The following is a 25,465-nucleotide window of genomic DNA, read 5'->3' as shown; positions in this document are numbered from 1 at the left end:
CCGCTTCGCTGATTTCTCACATTACATCTTGGTAATGCGCAGGCAATCATTCTGACGGGGTGCGCTGGTCATGATGTCTGGCAATGACTCAGACAGACTCAACCCAAGGAAACAGCATGCGTACAAGCCTATCGACTTCATTGCTCATCACACTCGCCATGAGCTCTGCATTCGCCGTTGCAGCCCCGGATCAAGTTGTGCAGCGCAAGGACGTGTCACTGGCAATGGCCAACGATTTGCTAAATGCCGCGCTGATGGCCTGTCACGCCGATGGCCGCACCGCCGTTGCCGCAGTGGTCGACCGTGGCGGCAATCTGGTTGCCGTGCAACGCGATGACAATGTCGGCCCGCACAACACGTTAGCCGCGCAACGCAAAGCCTATACCGCCCTGTCGACCAAGACTTCGACGCGGTTGCTGGCTGAACGCGCTCGCGCGAATCCGGATGCTGAAAACCTCAACACCCTTGATGAGTTGTTACTGCTCGGTGGAGGCGTGCCATTGAAATTTGAGGGTCAGGTCATCGGCGCCATCGGCGTGGCCGGTGCGGGCGGGGCTGCAAACGATGAAGGTTGTGCAGAGGTTGCTATTAACAAAGTTTTACCTGCCGTTAAAAACTAAGGACATCCCCATGACTGTATTGAAAAGCTTCTTCGCTGGCGCTGTATTGAGTGCCCTTTCAGCCCTTGCATCAGCAGCGGCAAATCCATTGAGCGTGCATGTACTCAACTTGCAGGATGGCCTGCCCTCCCCTGGCGTGAATGTCACGCTGGAAAAACAGGATGGAAAAAACTGGGACATGCTCAACAGCGCGGCAACCAACGAGCAAGGTCGTATCACCGGGCTGTATCCGGAAGGTCGGGGTCTGGAAAAAGGTACCTACCGTGTCACCTTCAAGACCGGTGAGTGGTTCAAAGCGCACAAAACGTCCAGCTTCTTTCCGGAGGTACCCGTCATTTTTGAAGTGGACGGTACCGTTCCTCACTACCACATCCCGTTGCTTCTCAGCCCTTATGGCTTCTCCACCTACCGAGGAAATTGATCGTCAAGCGATACCCAATGAATAGACAGCCGCCCCGACTCGAAGGGGCGGCACTCTCACAGAAAGAACAGCGTCCATCCTCAGCCTGCTCCCGGGCCCGCTTGATACAAACCTATACAAAATAACGTCCTACGCACAAGAATGCTCAGGCATCGAGTGCGCTGTCGATTATGCCCCAGCTGCGCAAACCAACCCTCAATTGCCAACGCTCGATCCCCCTACCCGATTAAGGCATGACCCGCGATCAACATCCATCCTTCGTGTTCAATCTCGAATTTTCTTGTACAATCACTACAGCAATGTATAACTTTTGCGTTAGCTTGATGAAAGTGCCAAGCAGTCCATATCCACTGAGGTACGTATGTTCAACTCGCAAATCAAAAAAAAGCTGGCCCTCAGCCAGCAGCGCTTGGCTGACTGCGAAGCCACCCTTGCCGCCTTAGGTGGCTCCATGGCGCTGATTGAGTTCCAGCCTGATGGCAAGGTCCTCGGCGCGAACAACAATTTCCTGAGAATAATGGGCTATCGCCTTGAGGAAATTCACTCCAGGCATCACCGCTTGTTCTGTACACCGCAATGCGCCAACAGCGTCGCTTATCAAGGTTTCTGGTCACGCCTGAGTAAGGGTGAGTTCATAAACGACCGCTTCCTGCGCCTGGACAAACAGGGGCGTGAGATCTGGCTGGAGGCCAGTTATAACCCTGTTCGCGACGCCTCTGGACAGGTGATCAAGGTCGTCAAGATTGCTTCTGATGTCACTGCCCGGGTGCAGAAGGAACAAGAGCAGGAGAGCCAAATCAAGGCGATTAACCGTTCCATGGCAACCATTGAGTTCAACCGGCTGGGAGAAGTCATCAGCGCCAACGAAAACTTCCTTGCCGTGATGGGTTACCGTCTCGATGAGATTGTTGGCAAGCACCATCGTCTGTTCTGTGAGCGTAGCGAAAGTGAATCCAATGAGTATCGCCAGTTCTGGGAGCGCCTGAATCAAGGCGAGTTTTTCTCCGGCAACTTCAAGCGCCTCGACAACCGGGGACGCACCGTCTGGTTACGTGCGACTTACAACCCCGTGTTCGACGCCAACGGCAGCCTGTATAAAGTCGTCAAGTTTGCGAGCGATATCACGGCTCAGGTTCTCCAGCAGGAAGCTGAGTCACGAGCAGCACGCATGGCCTATGAGACTTCATTGAAAACCGACGATACAGCACACGAAGGTGCCCGAGTGGTGCAGGAGACCGTGGATGTCATGCAAAGCCTGGCGGGCGAATTGAATCACGCAGCCGAAGGTATCAATGATGTCAGTCAACAGTCGGAAGTCATCAGCAGCATCGTGCAGACCATCCGTGGCATCGCCGAACAAACGAATCTTCTAGCGCTAAACGCCGCCATCGAAGCGGCTCGTGCCGGAGAGCAGGGTCGAGGTTTTGCGGTGGTCGCTGACGAAGTGCGCAATCTGGCTTCGCGCACAAGCCAGGCCACCCTCAAGATTGTCGAGGTGGTGCAGCACAATCGTGAATTGGCCAAGGGGGCGGTGGCCAGGATGGAGGCGAGTAAAGACAAGGCGGAACAAGGAGTCAAATTAGCCGGTGAGGCTGGTCAAGTGATACTGGATATTCAGGACAGTGCTCGCCAAGTCGTACAGGCAATCAGCAATTTCTCGTCGACTTTGGCACGATGAGTCAGCCTTGCGGCATGTACAAAACCCTGGCTCGGTCGACACACTAATCATTATTAAAATAAGGTCTCGAATGAACACGAAATCACCCATAGTCCCTCCTTGCAGTGCCTGTAGAGAAGGCGATGCACTGGATTTTGAGTTCAGTATGGCGTTCCAGCCAATCGTAGACCTGCGCGACAACAGTATTTTTGCCTACGAGGCCTTGGTACGTGGTTGCGATGGCAGTGGTGCCGCCGCCATTCTTGGAAAGGTGAACGAACAGAACCGTTATGCCTTTGACCAAGCATGTCGCGTCAAGGCTGTCGAGCTTGCTTCACGCCTGAAAATCCCCTGTTTTGTCAGCATCAACTTCTTGCCCAACGCGGTATATCAAGCAGCCACATGCATTCGTGCGACGCTTGAAGCTGCACGCAGATTTGGTTTTCCCACAGAAAGACTGATTTTCGAGATCACCGAAAACGAAGAACTGGTGGACAAGGAACATCTGAAAAGCATCATTCGAGAATATCGTCTTAAAGGCTTCAAGACAGCGATAGATGATTTCGGTGCCGGGTACTCAGGGCTCAATTTGCTGGCAGAGTTTCAACCCGACATCATCAAACTGGACATGGCCCTGGTACGTAGCATCTGCACTGACCCGGTGCGACAGGCAATCGTCCAAGGCATCCTCGGTGTATGCAAAGCGCTCAACATTGAAGTGATTGCAGAGGGCGTAGAGACCAATGCCGAACTACAGCAGTTACTGACCCTGGGCATTAACTTCTATCAAGGCTATCTTTTCGCAAAGCCCGAATACGAAACACTGCCAAACGTGGCTTGGCCAACCCCGACCATTGGCTGAAAGGTTTACTCACGTTGAGTCAATCCCGGCGCCCAGCCAAAAGCCAGACACTTAATCTGATTCAACGGATAAAGACCCGCGAGCAACCATTCCCTGCTCAAGAAAGGGAAACAGCAGGATCAAACCTGGCAGGAGCAGCAACTGATAGTGCAGGACCCTCGTAAGCGTCCGGCCAACTCACCTTTCAGACCCCAACGCCAACGGCGATGGTGTCCACCTAATTTTAGTGGACACCATTTCTAGCCTTTTAAGCGGGTCTTTCCATGCAGCCAAAACGCCGTTCCTATTCCAAATCCTTCAAGGCCCATGTTGTCCAAGAGTGCGCCCAGCCCGGCGCTTCGATTGCTAGCGTCGCGCAGCACCATGGCTTTAACGCGAACCTCGTTCATAAATGGATTCGAGTGCGCACGAACAAAGCCATGGCGCTGCAATCTACCTGAAGTATGTCCTTACGCGTCTGCCGACGCAGCGGGCGAGTGAGGTTGCTGAGCTGCTGCCGCATCAGTGGATACCCGTTTAGCTCTGGAGCACTGATATGAACACGGACTTAATCCCCTAGGTGCATATTCATCAAGGCGTCAATGTAGGGCGCCTTATGCGCGAGATACTCAGCAATGCCTCCCCGGTTGTCAGCTTCGAGCCGCAGCTTCAAATCCTGGTATTGCTTGCGGATAGTGCTGTCTTCTCTCAACAGGTCGCGGAAACGTAACATTCGTGCAATCTGTCCATGACCAGCAACGCACACGTGTATTTTATGAGTTCTCACCCCATCAACATCGCGACGATAAAAGTGGTGTCCGGCGGAAAGATCTGTTCCCCGCACATAGCCCAATGTGCGCATGAACTCGCTACGAGCCACCTCATTTATATGCTCCGACACCACAACCAAGATGTCGATTTCCGGTTTGGCGGAAAGCCCCGGAACGGCGGTGCTACCAATATGATGAGTTCCGATAAGCTCAGTACCGAAGCCCTCCTCTATGCGTCGGTTTTCGGCGGTAAAAAGTAGCGGCCACTGAGGGTTGTATGGAGAGATTTCACTGGTGAGGGCCATCAGCTGTCCTTGCGTCATAGTCGAAGGGGTAAAAGATTAACCTCGGTTCAACAATTTTGAAATTTCTCTGCGACAGCTGTGTCGGTAGACGGGTTTCGAAAGTCCCGACTGATTGTGATTTCGAGGGGGCGTCTTGGCCTGACGCTTACGGACCCTCGCCCTAAAACTGAAGTGCCCAAGGGCAATGAGCAACCTTAAGACGAAAAAAACCGCAGGACTGCGGGCTTTCTCTTGGATTCACGGAGTGCACCCGCATCAGCGGAGGCCGGAAACCGTCTCGATAGATCTTCACTTGATGTCCTCGACTTGCCATATGGAGACAAGGAAGCCCGGCAAGCTATCGATTTGCGTCAGGGAAAATAAATATTTTTCTGTGAACGCGCTCAGTCCCGGATTTCCGAGGGGGCCGATCCTGAAATCTTCCGCCTGTATTGCCTCAGAGATCAGCAGTTCGCCTGTGTTCAAGAGGTTTGGCCAAGTGCCTGCGCAGAGGCTTGAGCCCGGTGCCGATAAGCTCAGGAAATGCTCGCTGAAGATCGTTTATGCGGCTGATATCGAGAACGCAACCTGCCTGCTGTGTTGTCGACGCCTTTCAATTCTCCGCCGGGCCCCCAAGCCAGGGGGGGCAAAGGCTCTGCATCAGTTATTTATACTCAAATGCCAGCTTAATAATATTTTACCGATATCAGGGTGATCCCTAGTCTTGACCCCAAGAGATGGCAGGCCACACGCGGTTTGAATCCAACTTCAAAGGGTATTGAGATGACCACTGTAAAAATAAAAACAGATACGCTGATTGTGGGCGCCGGTCAGGCGGGTGTGGCCATGAGCGAGCACCTGAGCAAACTGGGCGTGCCGCATCTGGTGCTGGAGCGTAACCGTATCGCCGAACGCTGGCGCACCGGCCGCTGGGATTCGCTGGTGGCCAATGGCCCGGCCTGGCACGACCGCTTTCCCGGCCTGGCATTCGACGACCTGAGCCCTGACAGCTTTGCCCCAAAAGAGCGGGTGGCCGATTACTTCGAAGCCTACGCGAAAAAATTCAACGCCCCGATCCGCACCGGCGTCGATGTGTTGAAGGTCGAGCGCAATGTCGGTCGCCCCGGGTTCACCATCGAAACCTCCGAAGGCGTGATCGAAGCCGCCCGAGTGGTTGCCGCCACCGGTCCTTTCCAAAACCCGGTCATCCCGCCGATCGCGCCGAAAGATCAGCCATTGCTACAGATCCATTCGGCTGATTACCGCAACCCTGGGCAATTGCCTGAAGGCGCCGTTCTGGTCGTCGGCGCCGGCTCGTCGGGGGTGCAGATTGCCGACGAGTTGCAGCGTGCGGGCAAGCAGGTCTACCTCTCGGTAGGCGCCCACGATCGCCCTCCCCGCGCCTACCGCAACCGTGATTTCTGCTGGTGGCTGGGGGTGCTGGGCGAATGGGATCAAGCGGCGATGAAGCCCGGTCGGGAACACGTGACCATTGCCGTCAGTGGCGCCCATGGCGGGCGGACCGTGGACTTTCGCGGGCTTGCCCATCGCGGCATGACCCTGGTCGGCCTGACCCAGTCGTTCGATGGCAGTGTGGCGACTTTCCAGCCGAACCTGGCCGAGAACCTGGCCCGGGGCGATGAGAACTATCTGGCGCTGCTCGATGCCGCCGATGCGTACATCGAGCGCAACGGCCTGGACCTGCCGCAAGAACCGGAAGCGCGGATAACCTTCCCCGATCCCGAGTGCGTGACCCATCCGATCCTGCAGCTGGACCTGGCCAAGGCCGGCGTGACCTCGATCATCTGGGCCACCGGTTTTGCCACCGATTACAGCTGGCTGAAGGTCAACGCCTTCGACGCCAACGGCAAGCCGCAGCACCAGCGCGGCGTATCGAGCGAGCCCGGGGTGTATTTCCTCGGTCTGCCGTGGCAGTCGCGACGGGGTTCGTCGTTTATCTGGGGCGTCTGGCACGACGCCAAATACGTGGCTGACCAGATCGCCATCCAGCGCTCATACCTCGACTACCACGATGCGGCGCAACGGCAGGCCGAAGCGGCCCCGGTTGCCCTTGAAACCACGGTCAGTGCCTAAGCCTTTTTCTGTCAGGAGCGTCAAATGTCCACGCCAACCCATACCCGCATTCGCATGTTCAACACCAAACAAACCTACCCGAACCAGAGCCTGGACAACGACCTGTGCCAAGCGGTCCGGGCCGGCAACACCGTCTATGTGCGCGGCCAGGTCGGTACTGACTTCGAAGGCAACCTGGTGGGCCTGGGTGACCCGCGTGCGCAAGCCGAGCAAGCCATGCGCAACGTCAAACAGTTGCTGGAAGAGGCCGGCAGCGACCTGAGCCACATCGTGAAAACCACCACCTACCTGATCGACCCGCGTTACCGCGAACCGGTCTACCAGGAGGTGGGTAAGTGGCTCAAAGGCGTGTTCCCGATTTCCACCGGGCTGGTGGTGTCGGCCCTGGGGCAGCCACAGTGGCTGATGGAGATTGATGTGATTGCGGTGATTCCCGAATAGACCGAGTGGCTGCCATCGCTGGCAAGCCAGCTCCCACAGGGATCGTCGCATCCACACAATCATCTGTGGGAGCGGGCTTGCCCGCGATGAGGCCCGCCCAGACACCTCACCAAGGAGCACACCTATGACCTTTTCCATCGCCGCACGCTGCCCCGAAACCGGTCAATTCGGCATCGCGATCAGTTCCTCGAGCATCGCCGTCGGCGCCCGCTGCCCCTGGCTGTTGCCCGGTGTCGGCGCGGTGTCCACGCAAAACATCACCCTGCCGTCCCTCGGCCCGGAAGTCCTGGCCCTCATGGAGCAAGGCCTCGCGCCGGCCGAGGCGCTGGACAAGGTGCTGACCCGCAACGGTTACAGCCAGTATCGGCAGGTCACCGCCATCGACCACCTCGGCCGCACCGTGCACTTCAGTGGCGCGCAAACCCTGGGCAACCACAATGCCGTGTCAGGCGAACAATGCGTGGCGGCGGGCAACATGCTGGCCGATCGTTCGGTGATCGAGGCCATGGTCCAGGCGTTCGAGCACGGCGAAGGTCAACTCGCCGACCGCCTGCTCGCCGCGATGAAAGCGGCCATTGCCGCGGGCGGCGAAGCCGGGCCGGTGCATTCGGCGGCGATGGTCGTGGTGGGTGAACTGACCTGGCCGATCATCAACCTGCGGGTCGATTGGGCCGACGAAAACCCGATCGGTCAGTTGGAAAAGCTCTGGGACGCCTATCGCCCGCAGGTTCAGGACTACATCGACCGCGCCCTCGCTCCCGACAAATCCCCCGGCTACGGCGTCGCCGGAGACGACCGATGAACAGCAGCCGCGATTTGCTGAAAACCCTGGTGGCTTTCGACACCACCAGTCGCGAATCCAACCTGCAGCTGATCGAGTTTGTCCGCGATTACCTCGCGCGCTTCGATGTGCCTTGCGAACTGATCTACAACGAGCAGCGCAGCAAGGCCAATCTATTCGCGACCATTGGCCCGGCGGATCGTCCGGGCATCGTGCTGTCGGGGCATACCGACGTGGTGCCCGTGGACGGCCAGCCGTGGACCGTCGCGCCGTTCGAACTCAGCGAGCGCGACGGCAAACTCTACGGTCGCGGCACGGCGGACATGAAAGGCTACATCGCCTGCGTGCTGGCCCTGGTTCCGGCGCTGGTAACGGCCAACCTGCGGCGGCCGGTGCACATCGCCCTGTCATACGATGAAGAAGTCGGCTGCCTCGGCGTGCGGTCCTTGCTCAAAGCCCTGGAACAGCGCCCCATCAAACCGATGCTCTGCATCATTGGCGAGCCCACCGAACTCAAACCGGTGCTTGGCCACAAGGGCAAACTGGCGATGCGTTGTGACATTCACGGCCAGGCCTGCCATTCCGCCTATGCGCCGCTGGGGGTCAATGCCATCGAATACGCCGCCGAACTGATCGGTGAACTGGGACGCATCGGCCACCGGCTCAAAGCCCCCGAGCATCACGACGCGCGCTTCGACCCACCGTTCAGTACCGTTCAAACCGGCGTCATTGCCGGCGGCAAGGCCTTGAACATCGTCCCTGCCGATTGCCGCTTCGATTTTGAAATCCGCGCCCTGCCCTCACACGATCCGAGCGAGGTGGCGCAGGAATTGAAGACCTACGCCGAGCACCACGTATTGCCGCGCATGCGCGCCGTGAGCGAACAGAGCGAGATTCGCTTCAGCGAGTTATCGGCGTATCCCGGCCTGGCGACCGAAGCCCACAGCGAAGCCGCCGAGCTGATCGCCGGGTTTTCCGGTTCCCGAGTGTTCGGCACCGTAGCCTTCGGCACCGAGGGCGGGCTATTTGACGCCGCAGGAATACCCACCGTGGTCTGCGGGCCGGGCAGCATGGATCAGGGGCATAAACCGGACGAATTCGTCAGCCTGGAGCAATTGAACGGCTGCGATGAAATGCTGCAAAGGATGCTGCTGTCGATCAGTTGAATCACAAGCATCACAAAACCCCGTGGGAGCGGGCTTGCCCGCGATGAGGACCTGACATTCAACCTCCATGTCGACTGTCCAGTCCATTGCGAGCAAGCGCTGCGACTCTGCTACATTAGCCCCGCCCTATCAAAACAAGGAATGTTCACCCATGAAATTCGGCTACCTGATCGTCTACGTCGCCAACGTCCCCGCCTCATTGCAATTCTTCGAAACCGCGTTCGGCCTCACCACGCGATTCCTCCACGAATCCAACACCTACGGCGAACTCGAAACCGGTGAAACCGCCCTGGCTTTCGCCGCCGACGAACTGGCCGCCATGAACTTCAACGGCGGCCACATCAGCGCCCACACCAGCGTGAAACCGCTGGGCATGGAAGTCGGCCTCGTCACCGACGACGTCCCCGCCGCCCACGCCAAAGCCCTGAATGCAGGGGCCAGCGAGGTGGCCGCCCCGCTGATCAAACCCTGGGGCCAGACCGTCTCCTACGTGCGCTGCCCGGACGGAACGCTGGTGGAACTTTGCACCGCAATAAAATGAACCCCTCGCCCGCTCGCTCGCCTAACGAATTGACTATCAGGAGGTGAGCCATGCAAATCGAAACAATCTGGATCGTACTCGCCGCCGTTCTGCTGCTGATCGAGCTGTGGGCGATCAACCGGGTGCGAAAAGCCGAGGGCAAATCCAGCAACAGACTGGTGTGGATGGTGGTAATTGTGTTTGTGCCGCTGTTCGGGCTGATTGCGTGGGCAGTGGCCGGCCCCAAGCATGTGGCGCAAAACCCGCATTCATCGCAGGCCTGAAAGGTCGCTGGATGCACCGAGATCACTCTCTGGAAACTGCACGGCTTGAACGACAAAGCCCCGGTGATTCGTAACGCTGTTCAGTTAAGAGATAGAGCGAGCCAGCAGTAACCTGTGGCGAGGGAGCTTGTCGGAACGCCGCCCGGAGCAAGCTCTCTCGCCACACATACTGTGTTCGTACATAACCAAACAGCTTTGCCGATCAATCGGAGCTTTGTCTTTTCCCACAACCGAATCCACATGGAAGCCGTCGAAGACGACGGCCCCAGTCGGACGCACCTTTGATTTTGGACTTCCGAAAACCCTGTAGGAAATTACCTCTTGTGGCGAAGGGGCTTGCCCTCGTTGGGCAGCGAAGCGGCCCCAAACCCTGCCCCCGATTTCCCAAGACCCTGCGCACTGTCCGAAATGCCGCGAAAGCCCGTAAACATTGGCTATCAGCCTTGCCAAAACGCCCGCCAACGCGTCCTACAGCCCGGTTGCGAGCATGAAAATGGGCGCCTATATTCGCCTCGCCGCTGACACAAATAGTGATGGGTTTCGCAGCCCCCTGGATTGACACCAAAGAACCGTCAGGCATGATTCGGCCGCTTTTGGTTGCATTAGTTTTATGGCGGTTGTGCGTGGGAGACCTTCGGGTCTGCCGGGTTTTTGGTGGAGGTCCCCGGTCTGCGAACCCGCGCACAGCTGCCACCCATTTGTTTCGCAGCAGAAAGGTGGCAATTCTTCTTTTATCAGGATTTTCACCATGTCGAATCAACACCCACCCCGTCGCTTCACCCCCATGTCCCAATTCGCCACCCACTACCCCGTCCTGCTCATCGACAGCGACGCCCCGCTGCGCGAACTGCACAACTGCGTCAGCGAACGCCTCAACGCCGTCCTCCAATACCTGCACCTCATGGCCTGCACCAGCCTCCCCGACTCCGCCGAAAACGACATCAACACCATCACCAACATCGCCCGGATCATGATCCAGGATGTGAGCGATGTGTTTCGGGTGATTGAGCAGCGAGGGTTTGAGGTGCCGAAGGGGTAGTGACGACTTTTAGCTGCAAAACAACCCGCAGGTTCTGCGGGTTGATGGCCTGGGTCATTTCACAACCAACAGAGCCCTGACCGTTCAGGGGTTTGTTGTTTATGCCGGGGTGGTTGGGGCTAAAAACCGATCAACCATGGCGCCCCCTGTCCTCCCACCAATGAGTAATAGCGGCACACTGGATATTCGTAAAATGTCACTCAATAAAATCAAAACAAACAAAAAGGTCTAGTGAACTGTCATTAATGACAGTAGCAGCCAACAAGCATCCCCACATAGCATCTGTCATGAATCAAAACCAACTAAGTAAACCCTAACAAAAGCAAGAAACAAGTCAGGTGATCATCGTGAACGAATCAGAATTGCTTAACAATGAAGTAGAAGCTGACGTCGAAGAACATCTAAAAAAAACCGGCTCATACATTCGCCCCAAATCCCACACCGTTTCAGACTATTGGGAAGGTGCGCCAACAGGTTTAATTACTGCGACAGGGGGGATAGGAGCTGGAAAAAACCAATTCATAGCGGATGTAGAATTCAGATATCGAAAAGATGGGCAAACATGGCACATCATGATTGATAGATACAGAATGGTCGCCATGGGGTATCCACCCAAGTATCGGGCCAATATAAATATTGAATTCACGAGCGCTGGGCACTCTTCTGGAAAGCTTGTATCCCCGGATGCCATGTGGCAGGACAACGCGTGGCACAGCTACGAACGCATCATGAAGGTTTCGAGTGATTTAACTTCAGGTTTCCGGATGGGAATTGAAGTTGACTTTGATGGTCCAGACGGCGGGGGGTGGTTCTGGACTTACAAAAATTTCGCCTGATCAGGCGTTGAAGAGTCGAGTGTTGCGAGACGCTTAAATACCTGGCGCAAATCCCTGTTTTCGAAACCCGTGTTTGAAACTTTGACTCAACAGTTTGCCCGACCAGCCGCAACCAAAAAATCCGACGCCTGAACGGGCATCGGATTTTTTATTAACCACCGTGAATGTAACGCCTGTCAGTAACCCATATCAGAAGTTCGCCGGCGTATTCGCACTGATAATCTCTGCCTCATCCGCCCCGATATTGCGGAACCGATGGGGCAAGGTCGTCGGGAAGTAATAGCCATCCCCGGCATTCAATACGCTGATCTGCCCATCCACCGTCAATTCAACCGTGCCACGCGTGACGAGCCCGCACTCCTCGCCTTCGGCGTGGACGATCGGTTCTTCCCCGGAGCTGGCGCCCGGCGCGTATTGCTCGCGCAGCAAGCGCATCTGCCGGCTCGGTACGGAGGCGCCGATCAGCAGCAGGCGCAGGCCGTTGCGGCCCAGGTCTGGCTGTTCGTTGGCGCGGAACACGTATTGATGCTCGCGCGGGGGTTGATCGAAGGTGAAGAAGTCCGCCAGGGACATGGGAATGCCTTCGAGCAGCTTTTTCAGGGAGCTGACGGAAGGACTGACGCGATTCTGTTCGATCAGGGAAATGGTGGCATTGGTGACGCCGCTACGCCGGGCCAGCTCGCGCTGGGACAGTTTGTAGCTTTCGCGTACTAATTTGAGTCGAGAACCCGTATCCATGACAGCCTTATGCAAGAACGACTTAAGGGTAATGGGGGTGGAAAACAGGCGCGGATCCTGCCGTTTTCCCTGTCCCTGAACCGTGAAAGGCGGCTATTAAATCACGTTTGTTGGTGTTGCTCAGCAGGTTCGATAAACGGTGGTCGAAAATGGCCTCGGCCTTGATGCAATACAACTGAGGAAGCGAGCCTGCTCCCACAGGTCATTGCGGTGTTTCTGCATTTTAAAAAGCCGGCGACACCTTTTAGGGCGACCGCCGGCGAGGTAAAGCTTAGATACCGAAACGGTCGCGCAGCGAGTAGTACGCGGCGCCCATGGCGGTGAGCGGGGCCTGGAAGGTGCGGCCGCCGAACATCGGCATGTGTGGCAGCGAGGCGAACGCGTTGAAGCGTTCGGCGTCGCCACGGATCATTTCCGAGATCAGTTTGCCGGCCAGGTGCGAACAGGTGACGCCGTGGCCACTGTAGCCCTGCATGTAGTAGGCGTTTTTCTCGATACGGCCGAATTGCGGCATGCGCGACATGGTCAGCAGGAAGTTGCCGGTCCAGCGGTAGTCGATCTTCACGTCCTTCAATTGCGGGAAGGTCTTGAGGATTTTCGGGCGGATCAGTTGCTCGATGTCGTCCGGTTCGCGCGCGCCGTAGACCACGCCACCGCCGTAGAGCAAGCGGTTGTCGGCGGTCAGGCGGTAGTAGTCGAGCAGGTAGTTGCAGTCTTCGACGCAGTAGTTGTTTTTGATCAGGCTGCGCGCCTGTTGCTCCGTCAACGGCTCGGTCACGACGATCTGCGAACCGCACGGCATGCTCTTGCTGGTCACGCGGTTATCCAGGCCTTGCGGCAGGTAGGCGTTACCGGCGATCAGCAGGTACTTGGCACGGACCACGCCCTTGGCGGTGCGCACGGTGATCGGTTCGCCGTAGGTGATTTCCACCGCTGCCGATTGCTCGAAGATCTTGCCGCCCAGGCCAATGATCGCCGAGGCCTCACCGAGGGCCAGGTTCAGCGGGTGAATATGGCCGCCCTGCATGTCCAGCAGGCCGCCGACGTAAGCGTCGGAACCCACTTCGCGCTTGATGTCGGCCGCGTCGAGCATTTTCAGGTTCTTGTTGCCGTAGCGCTCCCAGCTTTTTTTCTGCTCGGCCAGGCCTTTGAGTTGCTTCTTGTTCATCGCGGCGAAGATGCCGCCCGGGCGGTAGTCGCACTGGATATCGTAGTGCTGTATGCGCTGACGGATGATGTCGGCGCCTTCGAAAATCATGCTGCCCAGGACTTCGGCCGTCTTGTCGCCATAGCGCTCTTCGATGACATCGACGTCGCGGCTGTAGGAGTTGACCAGTTGACCGCCGTTGCGACCGCTGGCGCCGAAGCCGACCTTGGCGGCTTCCAGCACGGTGACGCTGTAACCCGCTTCGGCGAGGAACAGTGCCGAGGACAGGCCAGTGTAGCCGGCGCCGATCACGCAGACGTCGCATTCCACCAGTTCTTCGAGCACCGGGAAATCGCCGGTGAAGTTGCGGGTGGCGGCGTAGTAACTGTTTACATGTGTTTGTTTCATAGGTTTCTCCGAGGGTCGCCGGCAACGTGCAAGCGACCGCCGCTTAAAAGGGCTTAGAGCTTGATCCAGGTCGCTTTGAGTTCGGTGTACTTGTCGAACGCATGCAGCGATTTGTCCCGACCGTTACCCGACTGCTTGAACCCGCCGAACGGCGCGGTCATGTCGCCGCCGTCGTACTGGTTGACCCAGACGCTACCGGCGCGCAGGCCACGGGCGAAGGTGTGGGCCTTGCTCAGGTTGCTGGTCCAGACCCCGGCCGCCAGGCCGAAGATGCTGTCGTTGGCAATCGCCAGGGCTTCTTCGGCGGTGTCGAAGGTGATGAGCGACAGCACCGGGCCGAAGATCTCTTCACGGGCGATGGTCATGGCGTTGGTCACGCCGTCGAAGATCGCCGGTTCCACGTACAGGCCACCGGTCTCTTCGAGGGTGCGGCTACCGCCGGCGATCAGTTGAGCGCCCTGCTCCTTGCCGATGCCGATGTAGCGCAGCACGTTATCCAGCTGACGCTGATCGACCACGGCGCCGACGGTGGTCGAAGGATCGAGCGCATGACCCGGTTTCCAGGCTTGCAGGGCTTCGACCAGCAGCGGGATGAACTGATCGCGGATCGAACGCTCCACCAACAGGCGCGAGCCGGCGGTGCAGACTTCGCCCTGGTTGAAGGCGATGCCGCTGGCTGCCGCCTGGGCGGCTGCGCGCAGGTCCGGTGCGTCGGCAAAGACCACGTTCGGGCTCTTGCCGCCGGCTTCCAGCCAGACGCGTTTCATGTTGCTCTGCCCGGCGTAGATCATCAGTTGCTTGGCGATCGCCGTGGAACCGGTGAAGGCCAGCACGTCGACGTCCATGTGCAGCGCCAGCGCCTTGCCGACGGTGTGGCCGAAGCCCGGCAGGACGTTGAACACGCCTTTGGGGATGCCCGCCTCCAGCGCCAGCTGCGCGATGCGGATCGCCGTCAATGGCGACTTTTCCGAAGGCTTGAGGATGAACGAGTTGCCCGCCGCCAGGGCCGGGGCGAACTTCCAGCTGGCCATGATCAACGGGAAGTTCCACGGCACGATGGCCGCGACCACACCCGCCGGTTCACGGGTGACCAGGCCGAGTTGATCGTGGGGCGTAGCGGCGACTTCGTCGTAGATCTTGTCGATGGCTTCGGCGGTCCAGCGGATCGCGTTGGCGGTCGCCGGAATGTCGATGCTCATGGAGTCGCTGATCGGTTTGCCCATGTCGAGGGTTTCGAGCAGCGCCAGTTCTTCCTGGTTGGCCAGGATCAGATCGGCGAAACGGATCAGGATGCGCTTGCGCTCGACCGGGGCCAGTCTGGACCAGACGCCGGACTCGAAGGTACGGCGGGCAACGGCGACGGCTGCGTTGGCATCGGCTTCGTCGGTGCTGGCGACGTTCGCCAGAAAACGACCGTCGACCGGGCTGATGCATTCGAACGTGGCACCAGTGGCGGCCGCGCAGTACTGACCGTCGATGAAGGCACGGCTTTCGATGGTTAGGGACTGGAAGCGTTGCTCCCAGTCGCTGCGAGTAATTGTCATTGTTGTGACTCGACGCAGGGGAATAGGTGGTCTCGGGCTGAATGCCAGCCAATCAAGGCATTGAAATGCAGTCCCCTGTGGGAGCGAGCCTGCTCGCGATAGGGGTGGATCAGTCAGCATTAGTATCGTCTGACACTCCGCTATCGCGAGCAGGCTCGCTCCCACAGGTGTTGCATTGGGTTCTGCCCGTCAGACGGTATGCAGGTACCAGTTGTACTCAAGATCGGAGATGGAGTTCTCGAACTCGGCCAGCTCGCTTTCCTTGCACGCCACGAACACGTCGATGTACATCGGGTCGATGTATTTGGCCATGACTTCGCTGTCGTCCAGCTCGCGCAGTGCGTCGCGCAGGTTGTTCGGCAGGCTCTGTTCGTTCTGCTCGTAGCTGTTGCCTTCCACCGGGGCGCCCGGCTCGATCTGATTGGTCAGACCGTGGTGCACGCCCGCCAGGACCGAGGCCATCAGCAGGTACGGGTTGGCATCGGCACCGGCCACGCGGTGTTCGATGCGCACGGCGTCCGCCGAACCGGTCGGTACGCGCACCGCCACGGTACGGTTGTCGATGCCCCAGCTCGGCGAGTTCGGCACGTAGAACTGTGCACCGAAGCGACGGTAGGAGTTGACGTTCGGGCAGAGGAACGCCATCTGCGCCGGCAGGGTCTCGAGCACACCGCCGATCGCGTGACGCAGTGCGGCGTTCTGCTCGGGATCCTCGCTGGCAAAGATGTTCTTGCCTTCTTTGTCGAGAATCGAGATGTGGACGTGCAGACCGTTGCCCGCCTGGCCCGGATAAGGCTTGGCCATGAAGGTGGTGTCCATCTCGTGGTCGTAGGCGATGTTCTTCACCAGACGCTTGAGCAGGACCGCGTAGTCGCACGCCTTGATCGGGTCGGACACGTGGTGCAGGTTCACTTCGAACTGCGCCGGGGCACTTTCCTTGACGATGGCGTCGGCCGGGATGCCCTGCTCTTTCGCGCCTTCGAGGATGTCTTGCAGGCAGTCGACGTATTCGTCGAGGTCGTCGATCAGGTACACCTGGGTCGACATCGGACGCTTGCCGGATACCGGCGAACGTGGCGACTGCGGACGACCGTTCACGTTGTCCTGGTCGATCAGGTAGAACTCCAGTTCGAACGCGGCGCAGATGGTCAGGCCGAGGTCGTCGAACTTGCGCACTACATTGGCCAACACTTCACGCGGGTCAGCGAAGAACGGTTCGCCTTCCAGCTCGTGCATGGTCATCAACAGTTGCGCGGTCGGGCGCTTCTGCCATGGCTCGATGCTCAGGGTGCCGGGGATCGGGTAGCAGATTCGGTCAGAGTCGCCGATGTCCAGGCCCAGGCCGGTGCTTTCCACCGTCGAGCCGTTGATGTCCAGCGCGAACAGCGACGCCGGCAGGTTGATGCCTTTCTCGTAAACCTTATGAAGACTGGTGCGTTCGATGCGCTTGCCGCGCACCACACCGTTCATATCCGCAATCAGAAGGTCGACGTACAAAACCTCAGGATATTTCTTAAGGAATGCGTTTGCTTCGTTGAGTTGAACGGTACGCAGAGGGACCGACATGATGCACCTATTTTTTACTGTTAATTATTATGTTCACCGCCCTTTCACGAGCCCAGTCAATCCGAAAGGCAAAGTGAAGTCAATAGCGAACACTCAGCCTTTCAGCGTTTATTTTAGGGCCTCTCAGCGGCACGGGAGTGCCATATCATCGCTCAAACGCAGGTAAATCCTGATCTTCAGACGTACGGCGTTTAGAATTTTTTACATGAGAGTTGTTAATTAAAATCAACAAGGCTAAGCTCCGGAAAAGCTCGTTCAAGTGTGAAACTTCGAGGTGATAAAAATGGCATTCAAGCCATTGATCGGCGTTACTGCATGCGTCAAACAGATTGGCCTGCACCCCTACCATGTCAGCGGCGACAAGTACTTGCGTGCTGTCAGCGTTGCGGCACTGGGGCTGCCCGTCGTCATTCCTTCCCTGGCTGAACTGACCGAAATCGATGATCTGCTGCCGCAGCTCGACGGTCTGTTGTTGACCGGCTCGCCTTCGAACGTGGAACCCTTCCACTATCAAGGCCCGGACAGCGCTCCCGGCACGGAACACGATCCCCAGCGGGATCGCACCACCCTTCCCCTGATTCGCGCGGCCATTGCGGCTGGCGTCCCGGTGCTCGGCATCTGCCGTGGCTTTCAGGAGATGAACGTGGCGTTCGGTGGCAGCCTGCATCAGAAGGTCCATGAGTTGCCCGGCTTCCTCGATCATCGCGAAGCCAACCACCCTGACCTGGCGGTGCAATACGCACCGGCGCACACAGTCGACGTGCAACCGGGCGGCGTGTTCCAGGCACTGGACCTGCCCACGCAATTCCAGGTCAATTCGATTCACAGCCAGGGCATCGACCGACTCGCCCCAGGCCTGCGCGCCGAAGCGCTCGCGCCGGACGGCTTGATCGAAGCGATCTCGGTCGAGCACAGCAAGGCCTTCGCCCTCGGCGTGCAATGGCACCCGGAATGGCAGGTCCTGTCGAATCCGCCTTACTTGAGAATTTTCAAGGCGTTTGGCGAAGCGTGCCGGCAACGGGCGGCGCTGCGTCATGGGCGCTGACTGACGAACTCAAACACGATTCAACGATTTCACTGCCCCCGTGAGTCAGGCGGGCGCGCTTGTGCGCGTCGGTCCCTCACGACAACAACACACTGCAATAACAACAAGCACCACCAGGCAGCCAGGACGGCGGCGCCGAATAAACCCGAGCGGTATGGGTGAGTTCGATCAGCAAATGCAATTCCATGTGGGAGCGAGCTTGCTCGCGATAGCGATAGGTCAGGCGACATTGATGTCGACTGTCCTGACCTCATCGCGAGCAAGCTCGCTCCCACAGGGTCCGCGTTCTGAGCGAAGTCCCCGATACGGGTTTGCAATCAACTATTAAGTCAGGCCGCGTTGGCCCGACGACTGAAACCTGTTGGGAGTTTCAAATGGCAAACGCCTCCAGCATCTACAGGAAGGCTCTTGAAGGTCACCAGGCACCGAAAAAGGTGTTGGTGAAAGTCGACCGCGTCACCAAGAAATTCGACGAAACCACCGCTGTGGACGATGTGTCCCTGGAAATCCATCAGGGCGAAATCTTTGCCCTGCTCGGTGGCTCCGGCTCCGGTAAATCGACGCTGCTGCGCATGCTCGCCGGCTTCGAACGGCCGACCGAAGGCCGGATCCTGCTCGACGGTGTCGACATCACCGACATGCCGCCCTACGAGCGGCCGATCAACATGATGTTTCAGTCCTACGCGTTGTTCCCACACATGACCGTGGCGCAGAACATCGCCTTCGGCCTTAAGCAGGACCGTTTGCCAGCCGCGGAAATCGACGCCCGCGTGGAAGAAATGCTGCGCCTGGTGCACATGACCCAATACGCCAAGCGCAAACCCCATCAATTGTCCGGCGGACAGCGTCAGCGCGTGGCCCTGGCCCGCTCCCTGGCCAAGCGGCCGAAGCTGCTGTTGCTCGACGAACCGATGGGCGCACTGGATAAAAAGCTGCGTTCGCAGATGCAACTGGAGCTGGTGGAAATCATCGAGCGCGTGGGCGTGACCTGCGTGATGGTGACCCACGACCAGGAAGAGGCCATGACCATGGCCCAGCGCATCGCCATCATGCACCTGGGCTGGATCGCCCAGATCGGCAGCCCGGTGGACATCTATGAAGCACCGGTCAGCCGCATGGTCTGCGAGTTCATCGGCAACGTGAACGCCTTCGAAGGCACCGTCGTCGAAGACCTGGAAGGTTACGCGATCATTCACAGCCCGGACCTGGAACAGAAGATCTACGTGGGTCACGGCGTCAGCACTTCGGTGCAAGACAAGTCGATCACCTACGCCATCCGCCCGGAAAAACTGCTGGTCAGCACCACCAAGCCAGAGGCCCGCTACAACTGGTCCAGCGGCAAGGTGCATGACATCGCCTACCTCGGCGGCCATTCGGTGTTCTACGTGGAGCTGCCTGGCGGCAAGATTGTGCAGTCGTTCATGGCCAACGCCGAACGCCGTGGCGCACGTCCGACCTGGGACGATCAGGTCTACGTGTGGTGGGAAGACGACAGCGGCGTGGTACTGCGCGCATGAGAACCTTCAATCAGCAATTCCTGCGCCTGGTGCCCAGCGGACGAAAACTCGTCATCGGGATTCCTTTCCTGTGGCTGTGCCTGTTCTTCCTGTTGCCGTTCTTCCTGGTCATGAAGATCAGCTTCTCGGAAGCGGCCCTGGCCATTCCGCCCTACTCGGAGATCTACACCTACGCCGAGCAGAAATTCCAGCTGTTGCTCAATATCGGCAACTACACCTTGCTGGGCGAAGATGAGCTGTACCTCTCCGCCTACCTGGGTTCGTTGAAGGTCGCGCTGTTCAGCACACTGATGTGCCTGGTGATCGGTTTTCCGATGGCCTACGCCATTACCAAGGCGAGCAAGGAAGCGCAAAACGTCCTGATGCTGCTGATCATGATGCCGACCTGGACCGCGATCCTGATCCGCGTCTACGCCTGGATGGGCATCCTCAGCAACAACGGTCTGCTCAACGCGTTCCTGATGTGGACCGGGCTGACGTCGCACCCGATCGAGATCCTCAACACCAATACTGCCGTCTATATAGGCGTGGTGTATGCGTATCTGCCGTTCATGATCCTGCCGCTGTACGCCAACCTGGTCAAACACGACCAGAGCTTGCTGGAAGCGGCGTCGGACCTGGGTTCGAGCACCTTCAACAGCTTCTGGAAAATCACCGTGCCGCTGGCCAAGAACGGCATCATCGCCGGTTGCATGCTGGTGTTCATTCCAGTGGTCGGCGAGTTCGTGATCCCGGAACTGCTCGGCGGTCCTGAGACCCTGATGATCGGCCGCGTGCTGTGGCAAGAGTTCTTCAATAACCGCGACTGGCCGGTGGCATCCGCCCTGGCGGTGGTGATGCTGTTGATCCTGATTGTGCCGATCCTGCTGTTCAACCGCAGTCAGGCCAAAGAAATGGAGGCACGGGGATGAAGCGTTTCGGCTTTTCAAAAATGATGCTGGTGCTCGGCCTGTCGTTTATCTACCTGCCGATGCTGATTCTGGTGATCTACTCGTTCAACGCCTCGAAACTGGTGACGGTATGGGGTGGCTGGTCGTTCAAGTGGTACGCCGGCCTGCTCGACAACACCCAGTTGATGGGTTCGGTGGTGCGTTCGCTTGAGATCGCCTGCTACACCGCGCTGGCGGCCGTGGCCCTGGGCACACTGGCGGCGTTCGTCATGACCCGCGTCACCCGCTTCAAGGGTCGCACGCTGTTCGGCGGCCTGGTCACCGCACCGCTGGTGATGCCGGAAGTGATCACCGGTCTGTCGCTGTTGCTGCTGTTCGTGGCCATGGCGCAATTGATCGGTTGGCCGATGGAACGCGGCATCGTGACCATCTGGATCGCCCACACCACCTTTTGTGCCGCCTACGTGGCAGTGGTAGTCTCCGCGCGCCTTCGCGAGCTGGACCTGTCCATCGAAGAAGCGGCCATGGACCTGGGTGCGAAGCCGTTCAAGGTGTTCTTCCTGATCACCATTCCGATGATCGCGCCATCCCTGGCGGCCGGCGGCATGATGTCGTTCGCCCTGTCGCTGGATGACCTGGTACTGGCAAGCTTCGTCTCCGGCCCGGGTTCCACGACCCTGCCGATGGAAGTGTTCTCGGCGGTGCGTCTGGGCGTGAAGCCCGAGATCAACGCCGTGGCCAGCCTGATCCTGTTGGCGGTCTCGATCGTGACCTTCATGGTCTGGTACTTCAGCCGCCGTGCCGAAGCCACCCGCAAGCGGGCGATCCAGGAAGCGATGGACCAGACTGCCAGCGAATCGTGGCAGGCGCCTGAGAAGAAAATGCTGGAGGCGACGACCTAGTGCCGCCGACCTGTAGGAGCGAGCTTGCTCGCGATGGACCCAAGGACGCCGCGTTAATTCAGGCAGCCCACGTCATCGTTGACGTCCATCGCGAGCAAGCTCGCTCCTACAGGGCACACAAGCGCCACTGCATTTTTGCTTTGTGTATTTGAATAAGAAAAGAAATGGAGTTGTACCGATGAAAATGTTTGGCAGGACTCTGCTGACACTGTCCTTATTGGGCGCGATGACCACCGGCGCCCAGGCCAATGACAAGGTACTGCGCGTCTACAACTGGTCGGATTACATTGCCCCGGACACCGTCAAGAAGTTCGAAGACGAGACCGGCATCCAGGTGACCTACGATGTGTTCGACAGTAACGAAACCCTTGAGGCACGTCTGCTGGCGGGTAAATCCGGTTACGACATCGTCGTGCCGTCCAACAGTTTCCTGGCCAAACAGATCAAGGCCGGGGTCTATCAGGAACTGGATAAATCCAAACTGTCGAACTGGAAAAACCTCAATCCGGTCCTGCTGAAGAACGCCTCCGCCAGTGACCCTGGCAACAGCCACGCGTTCCCGTACATGTGGGGCTCGATCGGTATCGGTTTCAATCCGGCCAAGGTCAAGGAAGTGCTCGGCGCCAATGCCCCGACCAATTCCTGGGACCTGCTGTTCAAACCGGAGAACGCCGCAAAGCTCAAAGCCTGCGGCATCAGTTTCCTCGATTCACCGACCGAGATGCTCCCGGCTGCCCTGCACTACCTGGGCTACCCGGTGAACGATCAGGACAAGCAACACATCGCCGAAGCCGAAGCGCTGTTCATGAAGATTCGCCCGTCGGTGGCGTATTTCCATTCGTCGAAATACATCTCGGACCTGGCCAACGGCAACATCTGCGTGGCGGTCGGCTACTCCGGCGACGTGCTGCAAGCCAAGGCCCGCGCCCTGGAAGCCGGCGACAAGGTGAAGATCGACTACAGCATCCCCAAAGAAGGGGCCGGCAGTTTCTACGACATGGTCGCCATCCCGCGTGATGCCGCCAACGTCGAGAACGCCTACCTGTTCATGAATTTCCTGATGCGCCCGGACATCATCGCCGAGATCACCAATAACGTCGGCTACAGCAACGCCAACGCGGCCGCTACGCCATTGGTGGATGAAGCGATTCGCAACGATCCGGGTTCGTATCCGTCCCAGGAAGTGATGGCGACCCTGTATGCCATTCCCGACATGCCGATCGGTGTGCAGCGGGTGATGACCCGGGGCTGGACCAAGGTGAAGCTGGGTAACTGATTCAGTGCACCTGATGCCGCTATCGCGAGCAAGCTCGCTCCCACAAGTTGGGGGTGCAGGTTGAAATCTGATTTTCCGATTGACGTTCATGCAGCGCCTTACCACCGCTGCATCACTCACCTGGCTCCTCGGTTAAGGTGAATTTCGGCGCCCTCGGGCGCCTTTTTTTGTAGCAGTGCCTACGCCGCCCCCAGCGGCCAATCCGCCAGCGCCCGGTAGCGGCCCTTATGGGATTCGAACAGGGTGAAGCGGTCGGCGCGCAGGAAAAACTCAGGTGACGAGGTGGACTCCGGCACCGGCGCCCGATAGTCGCGGGCCAGGGTCAGGTGCGGACGAAATTCCCGTGGCGCATCCTCCAGTCCAAACGGCAACAAGGCCTGTTCCAGGTCATACACCAGGCGCAACAGCGCCGGCGGTGCCTGTTCCGGCGCCAATACCAACACCCCTGCCCTGCGCCAGACATCCAGCCGATCCAGCGCCACGGTCAAACGCGCGTCGGGTGTGCGTACGGACGCGACCGCCGTGCAAATGTCCGCAATCTGCCCCACCGCCACCGCACCCAGAAACTTCAGGGTCAGATGAAAGTTCTCCACCGGCACCGGCCGCCCGCTGCGCAGTTGCAGCGCGCCACGCCACTGGGCGATGGCCTTGCGTTGCGCGGGGGCGCAATCCAGGGCAAAAAACAGCCGTTTGAACGGTTCGCGGGATTCGTCATTCATGCAGGACACCTCGGCGGCAGACCGCATGAGTGTACAACCTGTGACGTAGCGACAAGCGCCCTCGCCACGGGTCTATAGTTGAGGCGAGCGATTCAATCGGAGGGGTCATGCGACAGATCATCAGCAAGGAACCATGGTGGGCCGAGCCGCCCAGGCCCGGCCAGGATGAGTTCGAACTGGAATGGGGCTGGCTGGTGCACTACAGCGAAGGCGAGCCGCGTTTCGAATTCATCAGGGTGCGGCCGACCGATGACGAGATCCGCCATCGCAAAAGCTGCAGGATCACCCCGACGGCGGAGTGACCCCGGGGCCTGCCTCAGGCCTGGACGAACAGTTCGAAACCGCCGAATACCATGCGTTGGCCATCGAACGGCATCGGATTGACGTCCGGCTTCATGCGCGAGTCCTGCATCATTTTCTCCATCCCGGCATTGCGGGTGGCCTTGTCCGGCCAGATGATCCAGCCAAACACCACGGTCTCGTCTTCCTTGAGTTTTACCGCCATCGGGAACGACGTGACCTTGCCCTCCGGCACGTCATCGCCCCAGCACTCGGCCAGGCTCAACGCGCCGTTTTCCTTGAAGATCGCCGCGGCGATTTCAGCGTGTTTCTTGAATTTTTCACGATTAGCGGTGGGCACCGCCGCGATAAAACCATCGACATAAGACATGGGGCTTCTCCTTGGGTCATGGGTTGATCTGCTGGTTAGTCGATTCAGTCGGGCTCCAATCGACAGACCCCACGCCTGAACCGACCGGCGGTTCAGCACTCTGTGCCAGGTTGCCTTCTATTTGCGCCGCCATGTACAAGGTCCCGGCCATGACACCGGTGGTCGGGTTCTGCACCAGCTTCACCCAGGCTTTGTCGAAGGTGTTGCCCAGGCTGCTGCGGATCAACGCTTCGCTGTCCGGCCGGTCGGCGGCCTGAATCAATGCACGAACCCCCGCCACCCCCACGGTGATCAACCCCCCGGCGAGTTTGCCGGCCGCCGCGGCCACCGCACTGGCCGCCCCGCGCGGGGCCATTTCGGCTTCCATCCGCTGGCTCGCGCGCCTGGCCACGGGGGCCATGGCGGTGTCGGTCGAACCAACGCCTTTATCGCCGCCAGCCTTGTGGATCTTGTCGACCAACGCGGCGTAGGCCGGCAAGCTGTTCAATTGTTCGGTGTGAACGATCTGATAAAGCGAGGCGTCCCGGGCCGGTGGCGGCCCAAGGGCGATGGCCGGTATTTTCTGGATACGGCCATTGAGTTGGGCCATCGGCACGCCATGGCGTTGGGAGATTTTCTGCAGTTCTTCCTTGAGAATGTCCACGTAGAAAGCCGCCGCCAGGCTGAGAATCGCATCCGGGTCGATCTCCACCGCCACCGGCGCCAGGACCTTTTCCTGATACTGCTCCAGCAGATAAGCCGCCAGGCGCTTTTCCGAGGCGTCCTGCTCGCCCTTGGCGCTGATGGTGTACCAGCTGACCTTCATTGACAGCCATTCCTGGGTCCAGTAACTGCTGAACCAGGGAATGAAGTTCTGCTCGGTCAACTCATAGACCCGCGTGCGCCAGTAATCCATGGCACCGTGGGCGTAGATTTTTGTCTGCTCGGTCGCCGATTGCGACGCCTGAATGATCTCCCGATCCACTTGTTGCCAGGTGCTGGGAGAAATAATGATGGGCGGTGCCACCGGCGCACGCGGTGGCGTGGCGCACCCCGCCAGTAGCATCAGTATGACGACGATCAACCAGCGCAGGTTCAAGATCGCAGTTCCTAAAGTCGGCTCCGAGCGGGATGTTCGGTGTTCAAGAGCTCCTGAACTGAGTATAGGTGGCGGCCATTGTCCGCTCGGCGCGGACCTTGCGCCCAATGCCGGTTTCGCCGCTTGTCCGCGATAAAACCCTCAACGACACGGTCAAAAACCGACCATCACTTATGTCGATATTCACCATCGCCAGGAATTTCTTCCGCCC

General features: G+C 58.7%; 27 protein-coding genes and 1 pseudogene. 20 read left to right on the top strand and 8 right to left on the bottom strand.

Going from position 1 to position 25,465, the window contains the following annotated elements; translation table 11 throughout:
* Positions 1-116 precede the first annotated feature (116 nt).
* The 6 genes and pseudogenes from BLV61_RS27550 to BLV61_RS32220 all read left to right on the top strand — a co-directional run bounded on the left by BLV61_RS27550 (position 117) and on the right by BLV61_RS32220 (position 4,000).
* A complete protein-coding gene (locus BLV61_RS27550) occupies positions 117-620 on the top strand; it encodes a GlcG/HbpS family heme-binding protein (RefSeq protein WP_090468707.1) in 504 nt (167 codons plus the stop codon).
* Between the two features lie 10 nt (positions 621-630).
* Positions 631-1,041: a hydroxyisourate hydrolase gene (gene uraH / locus BLV61_RS27545; protein WP_047528039.1), complete on the top strand. Its 411-nt coding sequence runs from the start codon at positions 631-633 to the stop codon at positions 1,039-1,041.
* 361 nt (positions 1,042-1,402) lie between these two features.
* Positions 1,403-2,176, top strand: a pseudogene (locus BLV61_RS32230) (PAS domain-containing protein); the annotation flags it as partial.
* Positions 2,177-2,209: 33 nt separating this feature from the next.
* Positions 2,210-2,719, top strand: a complete 510-nt coding sequence (locus tag BLV61_RS32225) for a methyl-accepting chemotaxis protein (RefSeq protein ID WP_269082068.1) — start codon at positions 2,210-2,212, stop codon at positions 2,717-2,719.
* Positions 2,720-2,789: 70 nt separating this feature from the next.
* Positions 2,790-3,560 carry an EAL domain-containing protein gene (locus BLV61_RS27535; protein WP_047528036.1) on the top strand — a complete coding sequence of 257 codons (771 nt, stop codon included), beginning with the start codon at positions 2,790-2,792 and terminating at the stop codon, positions 3,558-3,560.
* A 263-nt stretch (positions 3,561-3,823) separates the two neighbouring features.
* On the top strand, positions 3,824-4,000 hold the full coding sequence (locus tag BLV61_RS32220) for a transposase (protein WP_090468701.1): 177 nt from the start codon (positions 3,824-3,826) through the stop codon (positions 3,998-4,000).
* Between the two features lie 107 nt (positions 4,001-4,107).
* Here BLV61_RS32220 and BLV61_RS27525 read toward each other — a convergent pair whose 3' ends face one another.
* Complete coding sequence (locus tag BLV61_RS27525; protein WP_090468699.1) at positions 4,108-4,614, bottom strand: GrpB family protein; 507 nt, start codon at positions 4,612-4,614, stop codon at positions 4,108-4,110.
* Positions 4,615-5,376: 762 nt separating this feature from the next.
* Here BLV61_RS27525 and BLV61_RS27520 point away from each other — a divergent pair.
* The 8 genes from BLV61_RS27520 (at position 5,377) to BLV61_RS27485 (ending at position 11,754) form a co-directional block, all read left to right on the top strand.
* Entirely contained in the window at positions 5,377-6,687 is a 1,311-nt protein-coding gene (locus tag BLV61_RS27520) for a flavin-containing monooxygenase (RefSeq protein ID WP_047528034.1), read from the top strand.
* Positions 6,688-6,711: 24 nt separating this feature from the next.
* Positions 6,712-7,128 (top strand): RidA family protein, encoded by a 417-nt coding sequence (locus BLV61_RS27515; RefSeq protein WP_047528033.1) that lies wholly within the window; start codon positions 6,712-6,714, stop codon positions 7,126-7,128.
* Between the two features lie 124 nt (positions 7,129-7,252).
* Positions 7,253-7,930 (top strand): DUF1028 domain-containing protein, encoded by a 678-nt coding sequence (locus tag BLV61_RS27510; RefSeq protein ID WP_090468697.1) that lies wholly within the window; start codon positions 7,253-7,255, stop codon positions 7,928-7,930.
* Positions 7,927-9,075 (top strand): acetylornithine deacetylase, encoded by a 1,149-nt coding sequence (gene argE, locus BLV61_RS27505; protein WP_090468695.1) that lies wholly within the window; start codon positions 7,927-7,929, stop codon positions 9,073-9,075. The genes BLV61_RS27510 and argE overlap by 4 nt, the downstream gene beginning before the upstream one ends.
* A gap of 151 nt (positions 9,076-9,226) precedes the next feature.
* Entirely contained in the window at positions 9,227-9,616 is a 390-nt protein-coding gene (locus tag BLV61_RS27500; protein ID WP_047528027.1) for a VOC family protein, read from the top strand.
* Between the two features lie 50 nt (positions 9,617-9,666).
* Positions 9,667-9,879: a PLD nuclease N-terminal domain-containing protein gene (locus BLV61_RS27495; RefSeq protein ID WP_047528025.1), complete on the top strand. Its 213-nt coding sequence runs from the start codon at positions 9,667-9,669 to the stop codon at positions 9,877-9,879.
* Between the two features lie 748 nt (positions 9,880-10,627).
* A complete protein-coding gene (locus tag BLV61_RS27490) occupies positions 10,628-10,918 on the top strand; it encodes a hypothetical protein (RefSeq protein ID WP_047528023.1) in 291 nt (96 codons plus the stop codon).
* Between the two features lie 347 nt (positions 10,919-11,265).
* Positions 11,266-11,754: a hypothetical protein gene (locus BLV61_RS27485; RefSeq protein WP_139213653.1), complete on the top strand. Its 489-nt coding sequence runs from the start codon at positions 11,266-11,268 to the stop codon at positions 11,752-11,754.
* Between the two features lie 189 nt (positions 11,755-11,943).
* Here the strand turns inward: BLV61_RS27485 and BLV61_RS27480 are convergent, their stop codons facing one another.
* From BLV61_RS27480 to BLV61_RS27465, 4 genes are all read right to left on the bottom strand, one after another.
* On the bottom strand, positions 11,944-12,492 hold the full coding sequence (locus tag BLV61_RS27480; RefSeq protein ID WP_047528020.1) for a cupin domain-containing protein: 549 nt from the start codon (positions 12,490-12,492) through the stop codon (positions 11,944-11,946).
* A 271-nt stretch (positions 12,493-12,763) separates the two neighbouring features.
* A complete protein-coding gene (locus BLV61_RS27475; RefSeq protein WP_047528019.1) occupies positions 12,764-14,047 on the bottom strand; it encodes an NAD(P)/FAD-dependent oxidoreductase in 1,284 nt (427 codons plus the stop codon).
* Between the two features lie 53 nt (positions 14,048-14,100).
* Complete coding sequence (locus tag BLV61_RS27470; RefSeq protein WP_090468693.1) at positions 14,101-15,591, bottom strand: aldehyde dehydrogenase; 1,491 nt, start codon at positions 15,589-15,591, stop codon at positions 14,101-14,103.
* Between the two features lie 189 nt (positions 15,592-15,780).
* Positions 15,781-17,157: a glutamine synthetase family protein gene (locus tag BLV61_RS27465; protein ID WP_090468691.1), complete on the bottom strand. Its 1,377-nt coding sequence runs from the start codon at positions 17,155-17,157 to the stop codon at positions 15,781-15,783.
* 283 nt (positions 17,158-17,440) lie between these two features.
* Here BLV61_RS27465 and BLV61_RS27460 point away from each other — a divergent pair, with 283 nt between their 5' ends.
* From BLV61_RS27460 to BLV61_RS27440, 5 genes are all read left to right on the top strand, one after another.
* Complete coding sequence (locus tag BLV61_RS27460; RefSeq protein WP_090468689.1) at positions 17,441-18,202, top strand: gamma-glutamyl-gamma-aminobutyrate hydrolase family protein; 762 nt, start codon at positions 17,441-17,443, stop codon at positions 18,200-18,202.
* A gap of 374 nt (positions 18,203-18,576) precedes the next feature.
* Positions 18,577-19,719 carry a polyamine ABC transporter ATP-binding protein gene (gene potA / locus BLV61_RS27455; protein WP_047528012.1) on the top strand — a complete coding sequence of 381 codons (1,143 nt, stop codon included), beginning with the start codon at positions 18,577-18,579 and terminating at the stop codon, positions 19,717-19,719.
* A gap of 29 nt (positions 19,720-19,748) precedes the next feature.
* A complete protein-coding gene (locus BLV61_RS27450; RefSeq protein WP_167361848.1) occupies positions 19,749-20,630 on the top strand; it encodes an ABC transporter permease subunit in 882 nt (293 codons plus the stop codon).
* Positions 20,627-21,511 (top strand): ABC transporter permease subunit, encoded by an 885-nt coding sequence (locus BLV61_RS27445; protein WP_090468687.1) that lies wholly within the window; start codon positions 20,627-20,629, stop codon positions 21,509-21,511. Before BLV61_RS27450 ends, BLV61_RS27445 begins: the two co-directional genes overlap by 4 nt.
* A gap of 178 nt (positions 21,512-21,689) precedes the next feature.
* The gene (locus BLV61_RS27440) at positions 21,690-22,787 is read left to right on the top strand and encodes a polyamine ABC transporter substrate-binding protein (protein WP_047528007.1); all 1,098 of its coding nucleotides are present in this window, start codon (positions 21,690-21,692) and stop codon (positions 22,785-22,787) included.
* Positions 22,788-22,966: 179 nt separating this feature from the next.
* Here BLV61_RS27440 and thpR read toward each other — a convergent pair whose 3' ends face one another.
* A complete protein-coding gene (gene thpR, locus BLV61_RS27435) occupies positions 22,967-23,506 on the bottom strand; it encodes an RNA 2',3'-cyclic phosphodiesterase (protein ID WP_090468685.1) in 540 nt (179 codons plus the stop codon).
* Between the two features lie 107 nt (positions 23,507-23,613).
* Here thpR and BLV61_RS27430 point away from each other — a divergent pair, with 107 nt between their 5' ends.
* Entirely contained in the window at positions 23,614-23,808 is a 195-nt protein-coding gene (locus BLV61_RS27430; RefSeq protein WP_047528004.1) for a hypothetical protein, read from the top strand.
* 14 nt (positions 23,809-23,822) lie between these two features.
* Here the strand turns inward: BLV61_RS27430 and BLV61_RS27425 are convergent, their stop codons facing one another.
* Both BLV61_RS27425 and BLV61_RS27420 read right to left on the bottom strand, forming a co-directional pair.
* Positions 23,823-24,176: a DUF1428 domain-containing protein gene (locus BLV61_RS27425; RefSeq protein ID WP_090468682.1), complete on the bottom strand. Its 354-nt coding sequence runs from the start codon at positions 24,174-24,176 to the stop codon at positions 23,823-23,825.
* A gap of 16 nt (positions 24,177-24,192) precedes the next feature.
* Positions 24,193-25,254, bottom strand: a complete 1,062-nt coding sequence (locus BLV61_RS27420) for a hypothetical protein (RefSeq protein WP_090468680.1) — start codon at positions 25,252-25,254, stop codon at positions 24,193-24,195.
* Positions 25,255-25,465 lie beyond the last annotated feature (211 nt).

It is taken from the genome of Pseudomonas mohnii (assembly GCF_900105115.1).
Taxonomy (GTDB): domain Bacteria; phylum Pseudomonadota; class Gammaproteobacteria; order Pseudomonadales; family Pseudomonadaceae; genus Aquipseudomonas; species Aquipseudomonas mohnii.
Note: the sequence above shows the minus strand (reverse complement) of the source record. Positions and strands in the feature narration are given on the sequence as shown.

Bases quoted from the DNA above. Each gene is read 5' to 3' on its own strand.
- BLV61_RS27550 (WP_090468707.1), top strand. From the start codon at position 117: ATGCGTACAAGCCTATCGACTTCATTGCTCATCACACTCGCCATGAGC.
- uraH (WP_047528039.1), top strand. From the start codon at position 631: ATGACTGTATTGAAAAGCTTCTTCGCTGGCGCTGTATTGAGTGCCCTT.
- BLV61_RS32225 (WP_269082068.1), top strand. From the start codon at position 2,210: ATGGCCTATGAGACTTCATTGAAAACCGACGATACAGCACACGAAGGT.
- BLV61_RS27535 (WP_047528036.1), top strand. From the start codon at position 2,790: ATGAACACGAAATCACCCATAGTCCCTCCTTGCAGTGCCTGTAGAGAA.
- BLV61_RS32220 (WP_090468701.1), top strand. From the start codon at position 3,824: ATGCAGCCAAAACGCCGTTCCTATTCCAAATCCTTCAAGGCCCATGTT.
- BLV61_RS27525 (WP_090468699.1), bottom strand. From the start codon at position 4,614: ATGGCCCTCACCAGTGAAATCTCTCCATACAACCCTCAGTGGCCGCTA.
- BLV61_RS27520 (WP_047528034.1), top strand. From the start codon at position 5,377: ATGACCACTGTAAAAATAAAAACAGATACGCTGATTGTGGGCGCCGGT.
- BLV61_RS27515 (WP_047528033.1), top strand. From the start codon at position 6,712: ATGTCCACGCCAACCCATACCCGCATTCGCATGTTCAACACCAAACAA.
- BLV61_RS27510 (WP_090468697.1), top strand. From the start codon at position 7,253: ATGACCTTTTCCATCGCCGCACGCTGCCCCGAAACCGGTCAATTCGGC.
- argE (WP_090468695.1), top strand. From the start codon at position 7,927: ATGAACAGCAGCCGCGATTTGCTGAAAACCCTGGTGGCTTTCGACACC.
- BLV61_RS27500 (WP_047528027.1), top strand. From the start codon at position 9,227: ATGAAATTCGGCTACCTGATCGTCTACGTCGCCAACGTCCCCGCCTCA.
- BLV61_RS27495 (WP_047528025.1), top strand. From the start codon at position 9,667: ATGCAAATCGAAACAATCTGGATCGTACTCGCCGCCGTTCTGCTGCTG.
- BLV61_RS27490 (WP_047528023.1), top strand. From the start codon at position 10,628: ATGTCGAATCAACACCCACCCCGTCGCTTCACCCCCATGTCCCAATTC.
- BLV61_RS27480 (WP_047528020.1), bottom strand. From the start codon at position 12,492: ATGGATACGGGTTCTCGACTCAAATTAGTACGCGAAAGCTACAAACTG.
- BLV61_RS27475 (WP_047528019.1), bottom strand. From the start codon at position 14,047: ATGAAACAAACACATGTAAACAGTTACTACGCCGCCACCCGCAACTTC.
- BLV61_RS27470 (WP_090468693.1), bottom strand. From the start codon at position 15,591: ATGACAATTACTCGCAGCGACTGGGAGCAACGCTTCCAGTCCCTAACC.
- BLV61_RS27465 (WP_090468691.1), bottom strand. From the start codon at position 17,157: ATGTCGGTCCCTCTGCGTACCGTTCAACTCAACGAAGCAAACGCATTC.
- BLV61_RS27460 (WP_090468689.1), top strand. From the start codon at position 17,441: ATGGCATTCAAGCCATTGATCGGCGTTACTGCATGCGTCAAACAGATT.
- potA (WP_047528012.1), top strand. From the start codon at position 18,577: ATGGCAAACGCCTCCAGCATCTACAGGAAGGCTCTTGAAGGTCACCAG.
- BLV61_RS27445 (WP_090468687.1), top strand. From the start codon at position 20,627: ATGAAGCGTTTCGGCTTTTCAAAAATGATGCTGGTGCTCGGCCTGTCG.
- BLV61_RS27440 (WP_047528007.1), top strand. From the start codon at position 21,690: ATGAAAATGTTTGGCAGGACTCTGCTGACACTGTCCTTATTGGGCGCG.
- thpR (WP_090468685.1), bottom strand. From the start codon at position 23,506: ATGAATGACGAATCCCGCGAACCGTTCAAACGGCTGTTTTTTGCCCTG.
- BLV61_RS27430 (WP_047528004.1), top strand. From the start codon at position 23,614: ATGCGACAGATCATCAGCAAGGAACCATGGTGGGCCGAGCCGCCCAGG.
- BLV61_RS27425 (WP_090468682.1), bottom strand. From the start codon at position 24,176: ATGTCTTATGTCGATGGTTTTATCGCGGCGGTGCCCACCGCTAATCGT.